The sequence below is a fragment of the Chitinibacter sp. ZOR0017 genome, assembly GCF_000799095.1.
In the GTDB taxonomy this organism is placed as follows: Bacteria; Pseudomonadota; Gammaproteobacteria; order Burkholderiales; family Chitinibacteraceae; genus Chitinibacter; species Chitinibacter tainanensis.
Genome location: NZ_JTLG01000044.1, coordinates 16,898 through 30,818 on the forward strand (window position 1 = coordinate 16,898; position 13,921 = coordinate 30,818).

A 13,921-nucleotide genomic window follows, 5' to 3' on the forward strand; every position below is an offset into this window, starting at 1 on the left:
TGGATGAAGCATGCTTGATCGGATTACTGCACTTTTTGCCAAAGATAAATCACCGCTGGCCAATGTCAAAATGGCCTCACAGTGGTGCAAGAATCTGGATCTGGTCGATCCGGCCACCCGCAGCTCGCGCGTGCACGGGATTGTCAGTGATTTTATTGCGGGCAATCAGCCGCCCTCGCTCGATAGCCTGCAAGCCTTGATGCTGATCGATGAGCATGTGCAGGAAGCTTACGATGCCGTGCGCTACCAGTACATTGCAAATCCACGTATGTCCAAAGAGATTGAGCAAAAACTCTGGAAAGACATCGTTTCTTATGCACAGGATATGGTGGCGGCCTACCAGCGTTTTGTCCAAGCCGAATCGAATGAAGCCTTGCAGGCACAATTCGCGCCACTGATGCCGCTGGTTTTGGCCCGCAGTCTGCGTTATCTGGCCATTCAGGCCAAATGGCATTACTTCCGCTTTGAAAAAGTGCCGCCTAAGCTTTGGACCAGTGCCCATCAGCTTTATCGTCTGTCGGAAATTGGCGGGTTTGATAGCAATCCATTTGCGGTGTACCCATCGGATGGCAGTGAAGTTTCATCCTGTGCCGATGAATATATCCAGATGCTGATGCTCAATACCTTGGCGAACAATAATCTCTCTGTTCGCCAGCTTGATCTTGTTGATCAGTGGCTGGAGAAATGGTCCAAACTAATCCAGATTTCACGCAAATATGTGATCGAGCGGCATCATTTCTGTGTCAATTTACAAGAGCCGCATGGTGCGCAGAAACTCAACCCCGAATTAATGGGGGAGCCATATCGCTATTGGGGCTTGAATGAGCTAGTGAATCAGGTGCAGGAGATTTTGGGCCGCCTGATGACTGGCGCCAGTCATGCTTCGCTTGATCTGGGCCCAGATGCGCGTGGCCCAGCAGTCACTGAGCTTTTGAAGCACTTGGACGTGTTCTGGACCATGTGCATGCGCAATAGCCAGGTAAAGCGCAGCGAGCGCACCAAGGTCACCAAGGCGGCGGATGTGATCTACGGTCTGGATCGTATTTGCGGCTTTATCAAGGAAGACAACGACAAATTCATGCGCCAAAGCCGAGATGCCAAAGAGCAAATCGATTACGACGAAATCATGGATATGCGCCTGTACGGTTTTGTGTCATCTCGCACCAAGCAAAAAACCATGGGTGGCAATCCGTATGCGGTGAATAAAAAACAAAACGATTGGCATACTTGGGCGATTGATAATGAGAGTAACGGCGGCTTTGGCGCCGTGCTGCGCTTCTCCGAAAATGAATGGATACGCCCCAATCTATTACTCGGTTTGCGGCTCAATACAGGCGAAAACTGGCAAATTGGCGTGCTGCGCCGGATTGCGCGCCTAAGCGATGATGAAATTTCCGCCGGGATTCAGATTATTACTACCACCCCGGTGATGGTGGGGATGCATTCCGAGCAAAATGACCGCATTGAAAACATGACCGTCACCGAACTGGGTTTCACGGGCGGGCTGGAGTTACCAAATGTGAAAACGGCGTTGTATGTGCCGCATCAGATTGATGGCAAAAGCGTAAATACGCTGATCATGCATTCGGCAGACTATGGTTTGGATAAAATTTATCAAATCCGCGCGCGGGATAAGAAATTTTCGGTGAGTTTGGGCCTGGTGCTAGAGAAAGGCGTCGACTGGATCTGGGTGGCGGTGAATGTGCTGCGGCAGGATAATTAAGCTTAGGTCCTTGAACTAGTTAGCAATAAAAAACGGCGCAATGAGCGCCGTTTTTTATTGCTGCATGTCACTCCACCATCAGACCAGCCGGGCGGTTAAAAATGCACCAATCCGCTGAATTTCCGGTAAGCACACCGAATGCTGAATCGGGTAGGTGTGCCATTCGACGTTCACGCCCAATTGCGTGACTGCCGCGCGTGCTTGTTCACCCAGCGTGAGGCCAACTACCGGGTCATGACTGCCATGTGCGGCTAGCACCGGCGTGGCCTGATTGGCGGCGATGCTCTGCGGCGTGAGTAATTCCGGCGTTGGCAGGTAGGTGGACAAAGCCACAATGCCAGCCAGCGCTTCAGGGTGGGTTAAACCCGCGGTGTAGGCAATCGCCCCACCTTGCGAAAAGCCCGCCAGCACGATGCGCTCGCACGCAATGCCTAGCGCATTTTGTTCCGCAATCAGCGCGCGGATGTGGCCCACACTGGCCTCCACACCGGCGCGGTCAGCCTGGCGGCTAATCTGGTCAAAATGCACGATGTCATACCACGCGCGCATCACATAACCGTTATTGCAGGTGATGGGCATGGCGGGAGCGTGCGGAAAAATAAAGCGGACAGCCAGCCCTTCGGGTAGGCCTAATTCGGGTACCACCGGGGCAAAATCATTGCCATCGGCGCCCAGACCATGTAGCCAGATTACGGTGGCGGTGGGGTTCGGGCCCGTTTCAAGGGTGACGCAGGGTAGGGTGCTCATTAGCTTTCCTTAGGCGGGCGGCGGGCAGCTTTGGGGCGAAAAGCTTCAACCACCGCGGGGTCAGTTTCAATATACGGGCCATCCAGCAATTGAATACAGTAGGGAACGGCGGCAAAAATGCCGGGTACTAGCACTTTACCGCTGGCATCTTGCAAGCCGGCCAGTGTTTCGCTAATCGCTTTGGGTTGGCCCGGTAAATTTAAAATCAGGCTCTGGCCGCGAATGCCGGCCAGCTGGCGCGATAAAATCGCAGTGGGCACAAATTGCAAGCTAATTTGCCGCATTTGCTCGCCAAAACCCGGCATTTCCCGGTCGATCACTGCACGAGTGGCTTCCGGGGTGACATCGCGTTTGGCTGGCCCAGTCCCGCCGGTGGTCAGTACCAATTGGCAGCCCTGCTGATCAATCAAGTCAATCAGCGTGGTTTCGATCAGCGCCTGCTCGTCGGGGATCAGCCGCTCGATAAAATTCACCGGGCTCGTGATAGCGCGCGCGAGCCAGTCGCGCAGGGCTGGCAAGCCTTGGTCGGGATACACCCCGCCACTGGCGCGATCGGAGATTGACACGAGGCCAATGGTGCAAAGGTCTGGGGTGTCGCTGGGGTGAAGTGCTAGATCATTCATCTCTATCAGGGCTTTGATTAATCAAGCATCCGCAAATGTCAGCCGCAACTGAGCATGCTCTTGAGTAATGCCCAGCAGGGTATAGTCTGCAATCGTCCATTGATGGAGGCTTTGATCGCAATACCCACCGGCCGCAGTGACTAAGCAGACCGCTGCGCCTGCGTGATGCGCACTGGCAATACCTGCGCCGGCGTCTTCAAAGGCAATGCAGTCGCTGGCCGCCAGCCCCAAGAGGGCCGCGCCATGCTGATAAGGCGCCGGATGCGGCTTGCCCTCGCGGACATCGTCTGCGCCAATCAGGTATTTGGGCAGGGGCAAGCCAGCATAGGCTAGCTTGGACAGTGCCAGCTCGCGCGGGGCCGAGGTGACCACTGCCCACTGCTCGGGGGCCAGCTGCTGCAATAATTCCGCCGCGCCTGCAATGGCCACTGTGCCATCGAGCTGGCGCATTTCCTTGGCGATCAGGGCGGCTACTTCGGCGTTGGCATCCAGATGGGGCGCCACAATGCTAATGGTTTCAATGCCGCGCCGGCCGTGCATCACCTGCACAATCTGCTGGTAATCAACCCCGCGCTCGGCCGCCCAATCCTGCCAGAGCTTTTCAATGCAGGGGCGGGAATCCACCAGGGTGCCATCCATATCAAACAGCAGGCCGCGCGCGAAAGGCATGGTTTATTCCTCGTCGCTCGCGTCGGCCGCGTCGTCTGCGGCGTCATTCAGGCTAGGCAGTTTCGGCTCAGGAATGTATTGCTTAATCAGCTGAAACAGCTCGCGATACGCTTTGGGCGCCACTTGCTTGCCTTCCTGCTGTTGCTGCTTTTCTTTATTGGCGTTGCGAATCAGCTGGCGCAGCTGCTGAATATCCACCGCAGGAAAATCCGCAATAAACTGCTCGGTGGCTTTGGGGTCGAGCAGCATTTTTTCACGCAGGCGCTCGATCTGGTGCAGCCAGGCGGTATGCTGATCCGAATCGCCATTCATGGCATCCAGAAACGCCTGAATCGGGGCGGGATCAACATCGCGCATCAGCTTGCCGATATATTGCTTATGCCGCGCGATGGCGCCATTCGCGGTGATTTTTTTCGCTTCACGGATGGCATCGATCAGCTTTTCGGGCAGGTTGAGCGGTTCGAGCTGCTTGGGGGAGTAGGCCAGCAGGCTGGCGCCGAGGTCTTTAAGGGCTTCGGCTTCGCGTTTGAGTTGCGATTTACTGACGATTTCGATTTCGTCATCATGATCATGCTTCGCCATGGTATCTCACGTCAGTGCAAAAGCAGTATGATAGCAAATTTGGTTCGCCCAAGGCGGCGGGCCTGGTTTTCACCTTAGCTACGGAAGCTCACTACGTGTCGGAATTTACCTACAGCGAAGCGGCATTGCGCGATCTGGCCTCCCAAGTACTGGCTCTGGCCAAGGCGCAGGGCGCCACGGCTTGCGATGTCGAAGTCTCGGAAGGCGCCGGGCAAAATATCTCGGTGCGGCTGGATGAAGTGGAAACCATCGAATACAACCGCGATAAAGGCGTGAGCGTATCGGTGTATCTGGGCCAGCGCAAAGGCCATGCCAGCACCAGTGATTTTTCGCCCACGGCGCTGGCCGATACCGTGCAAGCTGCGCTGGCGATTGCCCGCTACACCGCGGCCGATGAATTTGCCGGCCCGGCTGATCCGGCGCTGTTGTGCACCGAGTTTCCCGATTTAGATCTCTATCACCCCTGGGATTTGCCCGTAGAGCAAGCCATTGCGCTAGCGCAGGAATGCGAGCAAGCCGGCCGCCAAGTGGATGCGCGGATTAATAATTCGGATGGGGCGACCGTCTCCACCAGCAGCGCGCGCTGGGTCTATGGCAATTCCCAAGGCTTTCTGGGCGCCGGCACCAGCACCCGCTATAGCGTCTCCGCTGCGCTGATCGCCGAAGACGACGTCGGTATGCAGCGCGATTATTGGTATACCGCTGCGCGCGCGCCCGCTGATCTGGAAGCCGCCGCCGCCGTGGGCCGTAAAGCCGGCGAACGCACGGTGCGCCGTCTGGGCGCTCGTCGCCTGAAAACCGGCGAATATCCGGTGCTATTCGAGCCGGCGGTAGCCAGCTCGCTGATTGGCCACTGGGTGAGCGCGGTGTCGGGCAGTAGCCTGTATCGCAAATCCAGCTTCTTGCTCGATAGCCTGGGGCAAAGCGTGTTTGCGCCCTGCGTGACCATTACCGAAGATCCTTTCACCTTGCGGGGCTTTGCCAGCGGCGCTTTTGATGGCGAAGGGGTGGCCACCAAGGCGCGCACGCTGGTCGATGCTGGCGTGCAGCAAGGGTATTTCCTTTCCAGCTATTCGGCGCGCAAGCTGGGGATGCAAACCACAGGTAATGCGGGCGGCCCACACAATCTATTTGTGGCGCCTACACTGCCCGCCAGCCAAATGCTGGCTGAGCTGGGCACCGGCTTGCTGGTGACCGAGCTGTTGGGTCATGGCATTAATCTGGTGACCGGCGATTATTCGCGCGGCGCGGCGGGTTTCTGGGTGGAAAACGGCGTGATTCAGTATCCGGTGGAGGAAATCACCATCGCCGGCAATCTGCGCGAGATGTATCGCCAGATCGTGGCCATTGGTGATGATGCGCTGGCATCCAGCAGCCGCAAGGTTGGCTCGATACTGCTGGAGCGCATGACGGTCGCGGGGGACTAATGCCGGCCCCGGCCATTCATCGCCCGCCGTATTGGGATCAGGCCGTGGCCGAGCTGGCCGCCGCCGATCCGGTGATGGCCGAGCTGGTTGAGCGCTATCCGGCCGTCAGCTTGCTAACCCGTGGCGATGCTTTTCACACATTGGCGCGCTCGATCGTTGGCCAGCAAATTTCGGTCAAGGCGGCGGATTCGATCTGGGCCCGGCTGCTGCAGGCGCTGGGCGATGTGACCGCTCCAGCGGTGCTGGCCAGCAGCGTAGAGGCTTTACGCGGCTGCGGCCTGACCCAGCGCAAAACCGAATACCTGCTTGATCTGGCCCGCCATCAACAAGCTGGCCGGCTGGAGCCGAGCGACTGGCATAGCTGGGACGACGAAGCGGTGATCAAAGAATTGGTCTCGATTCGCGGCATTGGCCGCTGGACGGCCGAGATGTTCCTGATTTTTTATCTGGCCCGCCCCAACGTCTTGCCGCTGGATGATATTGGCCTGATTCGCGCGATTGCCCAGTTTTATCACGGCGATGAGCGCCGCCCGCGCGCCGAGCTGGTTGCCTTGGCCGAGCGCTGGCAGCCTTGGCGCTCGGTCGCCACGTGGTATCTGTGGCGCAGCCTGGATCCGGTGCCGGTTGAATATTAATTTTTGAACTTTATGGGGAATGGGTGGGTGAAAAATAGAATTTATCTCGGGATTTGTCTTTATCTTGGGATTTTTATTCTATTATTCTTGCCCGCGCTATTTAAGATTTACCTTCTAGAATATCCTCCCAGAGAATCATGGGAAGTGAAAGAAGGAAAGATTGATGTATTTATGGGCGTGGTCGGTCATCGTGGAAAGGGCTCTGGTCGCGCAGTTTCATATCGCCTTCAAAAAAGTAAAGAAAAAACCCCAGCGTTAGGTTGTATTGCACCTTTATTAATGTTTAATTGTGGATTGTCAGATTCGGAAGTGTCGAGATTGGATGGGCAAGATGCAAAAATCTATTTCCTTTATGAGTCCAGTATTGCGGAGCTTATTATCGGCGGGAAAAAGATCATATCCGAGCAAGATACGAGGCGGCTTTTTGCTTTAAAAAAGAGAGCTGAGCTGCTGGATATTTCAAGGAAAATTTTTATCTATTCAGTTCTTTTTATTTTGGTGTGGGTTTTACTGAATAAGGCAAAAATTGGCTATAAGTCGTGAAATATTGACTCTATTTTTTCGCTGATATAAATAATAAGCCGCCGCAGAATACTGCGACGGCTTATCGTTTATTGCAGAGCAAATTAAGCGATGGTTTTGAGCTTGCCATGGAACTCAGCAATCGTTTGATAGCCTTTATCATCCATAATCGCCGCCAATTCGTCGAGCACGCGCGGGAAAATGCCGGGGCCTTCTTCATACAGCGCGGTACCCAGTTGCACCAGCGTGGCGCCGGAGAGGATATGCAGGAAGGCTTCGCGGCCTGATTTCACCCCGCCACAGCCGATAATGGCTTTGTCCGGGCAGCGGCGGTAAAACGCGTTCACATTCGCCAGCGCCGTCGGCAAGACATAATCACCCCCCAGCCCGCCAAAGCCGTCTTTGGGCTTGATCAGCGTGGTTTCGCTGTCCAGATCAATCATCAGCGCATTGCCAACCGAGTTGATGCAGGTAATAAACGCCACCAGCGGATAGCGGTTCAGAATCTCGGCCGCTTCATCAAAATGCGCCATATCGAAATACGGCGGCAGTTTGACGCCAAATGGGCGTTGGTAGCCTGACGATACCTCGGCCAGCAGCGTATCCATCGCTTCAAAGTCATAGCCGATTTGCGATTTGCCGGGCACATTCGGGCAGGATAGATTCACTTCCAGAATGGTGGGGGTGACCGCATCTTTCAGGCTGTCGATCATGGTGAGATTGTCGTCCAGCGTCAGACCCGAGAGCGACATAAACAGCGGCTTGGCTTCATGATCGTGGCGCTGGGCGTAATGCAGATAATAGGCAAAGCCCTCATTGGGCAGGCCCATTGAATTGATACTGCCAAACAGCTGGCCGGCATCGGCCAGCACCCGATAGCGGGGCTCCGGGTTGCCATCGCGCGGTTGCAGCGTGCAGCTTTTGGTCACCATTGCACCCGAAGTCGATTCGGCCAGCGCCTCAAGCTGCGAGGCCACACTGCACCAAACACCGGAGGCATTCATCAAGGGGTTGGCAACGGGCAGATCAAGAAAATGCGTGCTCAGCTTGGCCATGGCGGGCCCTCCTGTATTCATCATTGACAACCATTGTAGGGATTGCCGCCAGGCGGCAATGTGAGCAGCGTCAAACATTACGCAGATGCGCGCCGGCCCGAAGCGCGCCCGGTGCGGGTACTGCATACGCGGTGGCGCTGCCGCGAGCGCCGCCGCTGGGTGAACAGGAAATGGTCTTAGATCAAGAAGTCAGACCCGATCAACGGTAGAATAGTCGGCATGATACTGTCTTGGGCTGACCAGACTTTGCGCTGGATCAGTCCATAGTGTGAATATTCCCGAAAGTAGGGGCGGCGCGTCGGCCCCTGCCACAGACTAAGCCCTCAACCCTTCGTGCGAGATGCCCATGACCAGCACTGCCATCGAGTTTTCTTTTACCCAGCTTGCCACCGAACTAGAACGGGTTCGCACCAATACCCCCCTGGTGCATGTGCTGACCAATGAAGTAGTGCAATGCTTTACCGCCAATACCCTCTTGGCCGTTGGTGCTTCACCCGCCATGGTGGTGGCGCAGGAAGAAGTTGCTGATTTTGCGGCGCTGGCCGACGCCGTGCTGATCAATATCGGCACGCTCTACCCGGAGCGGCTGGCGGCAATGCAAGCGGCGATTGCTAGCGCCAATGCGGCAGGCACGCCGTGGGTGCTGGATCCGGTGGCGGTGGGCGCATTGCGCTATCGCACCGACGCAGCCAAAGCCATGCTGGCCAGCCGGCCAGCGGCGATTCGTGGCAATGGCTCGGAAATTATCGCGCTGGCCGGTGGGCTGGGCGGGGGCAAAGGTGTCGACAGTACGGCCAGCTCCGCCTCGGCGGTGGATGCTGCACTGGCCTTGGCGCGCAGTACCGGGGCGATTGTGGCGGTGACCGGGGCGATTGATTACATCACTGATGGTGAAACGGTGTACTCGGTCGAGCTGGGCCACCCACTGATGACCAAGGTGGTGGGTACCGGTTGTGCGCTGTCGGCCGTGGTGGCGGCCTTTCTGGCCGATGCACCGGATCGCTTGCAAGCGGTGGCGGCGGCGTGCGCCCTGATGGCGCTGGCGGGTGAGCGGGCAGTGGAGTGCTCGGATGGCCCGGGCACGTTTGTGGCGCCATTTCTCGATGCTTTGCACATTATTCACCCCAATCAACTGCGGCAGGTGGCGGCATGACGGGCGCAGAAACCACGCTGCGCGCGCGCAATCCGATTGATGTGAGCCTGTATCTGGTGCTCGATCCTGAGCTGTGTGGCGGGGAAGCTGGCATGGTCGCCACCGCTCAAGCCGCTGCTGCGGCTGGCGCCACCGTGGTGCAATTGCGCGCGCCGCAGTGGAAAAAAGGCCAATGGCTGCGTTGTGCACAGGCTTTGCAGACAGTATTACATCCGCTGGGCGTGCCGCTCATCATTAATGATCATGCCGATGTGGCGCTGGCCGTGGATGCCGCCGGTGTGCATGTGGGGCAAAGTGATTTGCCGGTGGCGGCGGTGCGTGCGCTGCTGGGGCCGCATAAAATCGTCGGTTTATCGACCAATAATCTGGACAATGTTGCCGCGCTGCTCACCCCAGAAGTTGCCGCGTGTATTGATTACATTGGCGTGGGGCCGGTGTACCCAACTACCACCAAGCTGGATGCCTCGCCGGTGATTGCGCCGGCCGAAATGCAGGCGATGTTTGCCGCCTGCCCGATGCCGGCAGTGGCCATCGGCGGGATTAAAACCGGCCGCGTGGCGCCGCTGCTGGCTGCCGGGGCGAATGGGGTAGCAGTGATTTCGGCGATTTGTGGCCAGCCTGATGTTACGCAGGCTACCCACACTTTGCTGGCCGAAATTAAAGCCGCCCGCGCTGAGCGCTCAGATAATTAATCCAAAAAAACCAAGGAAGCACTATGACTGCAATGCGATGCCCTCATGCCTTAACTATTGCCGGCTCGGATTCGGGTGGCGGCGCGGGGATTCAGGCTGATTTGAAAACCTTTAGCGCGCTGGGCGCTTACGGCATGAGTGTGGTCACTGCACTCACTGCGCAAAACACCTGCGGTGTCAGCGCGGTGGAGCTGGTATCGCCCGAATTTGTACGCGCACAGTGTGATGCGGTGTTTCGCGATATTCGCGTTGATGCGGTGAAAATGGGCATGCTGGCCAATGCCGGCATTATCCATGCCGTGGCTGCCGCGCTGCGCGAATATCAGCCGCAGTTTGTGGTGCTGGATACGGTGATGATCGCCAAGGGTGGCCATGCCTTGCTCGACCCGGCAGCGGTGAGTGCCTTGCGCGATGAGCTATTGCCCTTGGCCAGCCTGATTACGCCCAATCTGCCTGAAGCTGCGGCGCTACTCGGGTGCGAAGAAGCGCGCACAGAAGCAGACATGCTGGCGCAGGGGCGGGCGTTGCTGGCGGCGGGCGCGCAGGCGGTGCTAATGAAAGGCGGGCATTTGGGGCAGGCGCAAAGCGCAGAATGTCCAGATTGGCTGATTACCTCCGCAGGCGAGGTGAATTTTCCGGCCAAGCGGATCGCCACCCGCCACACCCACGGCACCGGCTGCACTTTGTCGGCCGCACTGACTGCCTTGCGCCCACAGCGGCCGGATTGGGCCAGCACCGTGCAGGATGCCAAAGCCTGGTTGCTGGAAGCGATTGCTCAGGCCGAACGCCTGCAAGTGGGGCAGGGCATCGGCCCTGTGCATCATTTCCACCGCTGGTGGTAAGCAGCGCCGCCGCGCGATAACCGGACTGGTAGCGCGCGGTTGATTGGCTATGATGAACCATCTGCGCGTCTGAGCATAACAAGGGTTCATCATGAATATCTCGCAGCGTTTGCTGGCCATGCTGGCCATTGCCCTAGCGGCCTTGCTGGTGCTGGCCGGGTTTGGCACCTATAAGTTGCGGGTGGATGCCCGTAGCTTTACCGAGCTGGATGCCAATATTATTCCCAGTCTGGTGGTGATCAATTCGCTGGATCACGCCATCAATGAAAACCGGATTGCGCTGTACGCGCATATTCTGGCGCCCAATGATCAGCAAAAAAGTGAAATCACCCAGCAAATTGCTGAGCGGAACAAGAGCATTGAGCAACTGTTTGCCCAGTATGAGCAATTGGTGCTCAGCGAAGAAGAACGCACCCTATTTGCTGGCCTGAAAGAAAGCCACGCCGCCTATCAAGCGGTGGCGCAGCAGGTGATTCAACGCTCAACCAATCGCGACCAGACCGGTGCCTATGCGCTGGCTGATGGCATGTCTTCTTCCTTGTATCGCAAGCTGGGTGTGGCACTGGGCAAAGAGATTGACTTTAACCGCCAGCATTCCAATGCTTCGGTCGAGGAGTCGGTTGCCAGCGCTAATCGGGCGGTCATGCTGTTTATTGGTGTGGCTTTGGCCGCCATGGTTGTGGTGGCGGCTTTAGGGGTGTGGATTTTGCGTGCCATCCGTGGGCCGCTGCAGCGCTCTTTGCAGGCCTTGTCGCACATCGAGAGCGAGCTGGATTTCACCCGCCGGATTCCGGCGGCAGGGAAAGATGAAATTGGCGAGCTGGTGGGTGCGTTTAATCGCCTGCTCGATACCGTGCAAAAAAGTTTTCGCACCATTAACGAACACATCGTGCAGATGACCCATGCCGCACACACCATGGCCGAAACCTCGCATGGGCTCTCGGGGGTGGCAAATAATGCCAGCGAAGCATCCGCGCATATGGCCGCTACCGTGGAGGAAGTGACCGTCAGTATCAGCCATGTGGCCGAGCGGGCGCGCGATGCCGAGCAACACGCGCAATCTTCCGGCCATCAGGCGGCGGAAGGGGAGCAGGTGATTCAGGCCTCGGTGAGCGAGATTAATAGTATTTCCGGCTCGGTGAATCAGGCGGCCGATGAAATCAATGCGCTGCGTGAGCAAAGCCAGCAGATTCATACTGTGCTGGGGGTGATTAAAGACATCGCCGATCAAACCAACCTATTGGCGCTCAATGCAGCGATTGAAGCGGCGCGTGCGGGCGAGCAAGGGCGCGGTTTTGCGGTGGTGGCCGACGAAGTGCGTAAATTGGCCGAGCGCACCAGTAATTCCACTTTTGAAATCACCCATACGGTGCAGCAAATTCAGGATGGGGCCAATCGGGCTGTGACGCGGATGAATCAGGTGGTGGAATCGGTTGAGCAAGGGGTAGGCTATGCGCGCGATGCCGGGGAAGAAATTGGCCTGATCCGCCATGCTTCTGAAAATGTGGTGCAGTATGTGAGCGATATTTCCGAATCGATCGCCGAGCAAAGCATGGCCAGTACGGCGATTGCCCAGCAGGTTGAGCATATTGCGCAAATGGCCGAGGAAACCAGCTCCGCCGCCCGCAAAGCGGCCGAATCGGCAGCGGAATTACGCCAGCTGGCCGATGCGGTACAGCAAACCATCGCACACTATCGCATCAGCTAATGGCAGGCATCGTTGCTTAGCGTATCCAGGCCCGCTGCCAGAGGCGCAGCACCAGCAGCAGGCTAAAACTCAGCACTAGCAACGTGAGTGCCAGCGCATGGGCTTGCGGGTAATTGAGTGCTTCCACATGATCGTAAAGCTGGATCGCCACTACCCGCGTTTGCCCCGGGATATTGCCGCCGATCATCAATACCACCCCAAATTCGCCCAGCGTATGGGCAAAACTCATGATCCCCGCGGTGTAAAGTCCCGGTTTGGCCAGCGGCAAGACCACCCGCCAAAAAGTCTCCAGCGGGCCGGCACCGAGGGTGGCAGCCACTTCCAGTGGGCGTGGGCCTATGCTGATAAAGGCCTGCTGCAAGGGCTGTACAGCAAAGGGCAGCGAATAAATCAGCGACGCCACCACCAGGCCACTAAAGCTGAACGACAGCAGCCCCCAGCCCAGCCATTGTGTGAATTGCCCGAGTGGGCTATTGGGCCCGAGCGCCAGCAAGAGATAAAAGCCAATCACCGTCGGCGGCAACACCAAGGGCAGCGTCACGATGGCCCCCAGCAGGCTTGCCCAGCGGCTTTGGCTGCGCGCCAGCCACCATGCCAGCGGCGTGCCCAGCAAGAGCAAAAGGGCCGTGGTGATGCTGGCCAATTGCAGGCTCAGCATCAGTGCGCTCCAGTCTTCGCTACCCCAGTGCATTATTGATAACCGTAGCGTTGCAGCGTGGCGCGGGCGGCTGGGCTGCGTAAAAAGGCTAGCCATTCGCGTGCGGCGGCTTGGTTTGCCCCTGCGCGCAGCAGCACCGCATCTTGCTGAAGTGGTGCATGCCAGTCGCTGGGCACCCACCAGCCGTGGCCACTAAGCCAGCGCCCATCGCGCCAGACTAGCGAGGCGGCCAGCAGCCCATATTCGGCGTGGCCCGTGGCCACAAATTGCTGGGTCTGGCTAATGTTCTCGCCATACACCAGTTTGGGCCGCACTTGTGCGGCGATGCCCAGCCGTTGCAAGACGGCCATAGCCGCTTGCCCGTAGGGCGCAACAGCGGGGTTGGCAATGGCCAGATGCGCAAATTGGCCGGCACTTAGTGTTTTCTCATTGGGGGTATTGCCTGCTGAGCTCCACAAAACAAGGCGGCCAGTTGCATACGTAAACTGGGTATCTGCAAGCGCCAAACCTTCTTGCCCCAAACGAGTCGGCATGGCCGTATCGGCCGCCAGCAAGATCGCAAACGGTGCGCCCTGGCTGATCTGGGCGTAGAGCTTGCCCGTGGCCGCGCTACTGAACGTAATGCGATGGCCACTTTGGGCACTAAACTGGCGGGCGAGTTCTTTGGCAGGTTCAGCCATATTGCTGGCGACGGCCACCAGCACTTCGGCGGCGTGCGCCGGCGCGTGCAATAGACACAAGGCGGCGAGGGTAAGGTGAGTGAGCAGGCGATGCATGCGATGGCGTTTCTGACTGAGTAGCGGTTTGAATGCGCGGCTAGCAGTCTAGTTATGCAGGTGCACAGCTGCCGCGTGTGGTGCGCCAATACTAGCAGCTGTTACGTCT

The 13,921-nt window shown here is 57.6% G+C and carries 15 protein-coding genes; 8 read left to right on the forward strand and 7 right to left on the reverse strand.

Going from position 1 to position 13,921, the window contains the following annotated elements:
- Nucleotides 1-10: 10 nt before the first annotated feature.
- Nucleotides 11-1,723, forward strand: coding sequence for a hypothetical protein (locus tag L991_RS13190; protein ID WP_047396390.1), 1,713 nt, complete (start codon nucleotides 11-13; stop codon nucleotides 1,721-1,723).
- Nucleotides 1,724-1,801: 78 nt separating this feature from the next.
- Here the strand turns inward: L991_RS13190 and L991_RS13195 are convergent, their stop codons facing one another.
- From L991_RS13195 to yjgA, 4 genes are read right to left on the reverse strand one after another with little or no spacing between them, the layout of a single operon-like run.
- Complete coding sequence (locus L991_RS13195; protein WP_047396393.1) at nucleotides 1,802-2,470, reverse strand: alpha/beta hydrolase; 669 nt, start codon at nucleotides 2,468-2,470, stop codon at nucleotides 1,802-1,804.
- On the reverse strand, nucleotides 2,470-3,093 hold the full coding sequence (gene mog / locus L991_RS13200) for a molybdopterin adenylyltransferase (RefSeq protein ID WP_052190881.1): 624 nt from the start codon (nucleotides 3,091-3,093) through the stop codon (nucleotides 2,470-2,472). Before mog ends, L991_RS13195 begins: the two co-directional genes overlap by 1 nt.
- 21 nt (nucleotides 3,094-3,114) lie before the next feature.
- The gene (locus L991_RS13205; protein ID WP_047396397.1) at nucleotides 3,115-3,762 is read right to left on the reverse strand and encodes an HAD-IA family hydrolase; all 648 of its coding nucleotides are present in this window, start codon (nucleotides 3,760-3,762) and stop codon (nucleotides 3,115-3,117) included.
- Nucleotides 3,763-3,765: 3 nt separating this feature from the next.
- Nucleotides 3,766-4,344, reverse strand: coding sequence for a ribosome biogenesis factor YjgA (yjgA, locus tag L991_RS13210; protein ID WP_028450840.1), 579 nt, complete (start codon nucleotides 4,342-4,344; stop codon nucleotides 3,766-3,768).
- A gap of 95 nt (nucleotides 4,345-4,439) precedes the next feature.
- Here yjgA and pmbA point away from each other — a divergent pair, with 95 nt between their 5' ends.
- From pmbA to L991_RS13225, 3 genes are read left to right on the forward strand one after another with little or no spacing between them, the layout of a single operon-like run.
- Nucleotides 4,440-5,771 (forward strand): metalloprotease PmbA, encoded by a 1,332-nt coding sequence (pmbA, locus tag L991_RS13215; protein ID WP_047396717.1) that lies wholly within the window; start codon nucleotides 4,440-4,442, stop codon nucleotides 5,769-5,771.
- Nucleotides 5,771-6,406: a DNA-3-methyladenine glycosylase gene (locus L991_RS13220; RefSeq protein ID WP_047396399.1), complete on the forward strand. Its 636-nt coding sequence runs from the start codon at nucleotides 5,771-5,773 to the stop codon at nucleotides 6,404-6,406. The genes pmbA and L991_RS13220 overlap by 1 nt, the downstream gene beginning before the upstream one ends.
- Before the next feature lie 27 nt (nucleotides 6,407-6,433).
- Entirely contained in the window at nucleotides 6,434-6,949 is a 516-nt protein-coding gene (locus tag L991_RS13225; RefSeq protein ID WP_156129082.1) for a hypothetical protein, read from the forward strand.
- 83 nt (nucleotides 6,950-7,032) lie between these two features.
- Here L991_RS13225 and L991_RS13230 read toward each other — a convergent pair whose 3' ends face one another.
- The gene (locus L991_RS13230; RefSeq protein WP_047396405.1) at nucleotides 7,033-7,983 is read right to left on the reverse strand and encodes a dihydroorotate oxidase; all 951 of its coding nucleotides are present in this window, start codon (nucleotides 7,981-7,983) and stop codon (nucleotides 7,033-7,035) included.
- A gap of 346 nt (nucleotides 7,984-8,329) precedes the next feature.
- Between L991_RS13230 and thiM the strand changes: the two genes are divergently transcribed.
- From thiM to L991_RS13250, 4 genes are all read left to right on the forward strand, one after another.
- On the forward strand, nucleotides 8,330-9,136 hold the full coding sequence (thiM, locus tag L991_RS13235) for a hydroxyethylthiazole kinase (RefSeq protein ID WP_047396407.1): 807 nt from the start codon (nucleotides 8,330-8,332) through the stop codon (nucleotides 9,134-9,136).
- Nucleotides 9,133-9,828 (forward strand): thiamine phosphate synthase, encoded by a 696-nt coding sequence (gene thiE / locus L991_RS13240; RefSeq protein WP_052190882.1) that lies wholly within the window; start codon nucleotides 9,133-9,135, stop codon nucleotides 9,826-9,828. The genes thiM and thiE overlap by 4 nt, the downstream gene beginning before the upstream one ends.
- Nucleotides 9,829-9,851: 23 nt before the next feature.
- Nucleotides 9,852-10,670: a bifunctional hydroxymethylpyrimidine kinase/phosphomethylpyrimidine kinase gene (thiD, locus tag L991_RS13245; protein WP_304413149.1), complete on the forward strand. Its 819-nt coding sequence runs from the start codon at nucleotides 9,852-9,854 to the stop codon at nucleotides 10,668-10,670.
- 91 nt (nucleotides 10,671-10,761) lie between these two features.
- Nucleotides 10,762-12,378 carry a methyl-accepting chemotaxis protein gene (locus L991_RS13250; protein WP_028450833.1) on the forward strand — a complete coding sequence of 539 codons (1,617 nt, stop codon included), beginning with the start codon at nucleotides 10,762-10,764 and terminating at the stop codon, nucleotides 12,376-12,378.
- Between the two features lie 16 nt (nucleotides 12,379-12,394).
- Here L991_RS13250 and modB read toward each other — a convergent pair whose 3' ends face one another.
- Together modB and modA are read right to left on the reverse strand one after the other, a co-directional pair.
- Nucleotides 12,395-13,069, reverse strand: coding sequence for a molybdate ABC transporter permease subunit (gene modB / locus L991_RS13255; RefSeq protein WP_028450832.1), 675 nt, complete (start codon nucleotides 13,067-13,069; stop codon nucleotides 12,395-12,397).
- On the reverse strand, nucleotides 13,069-13,812 hold the full coding sequence (gene modA / locus L991_RS13260) for a molybdate ABC transporter substrate-binding protein (protein WP_047396409.1): 744 nt from the start codon (nucleotides 13,810-13,812) through the stop codon (nucleotides 13,069-13,071). The genes modB and modA overlap by 1 nt, the downstream gene beginning before the upstream one ends.
- Nucleotides 13,813-13,921: the final 109 nt, after the last annotated feature.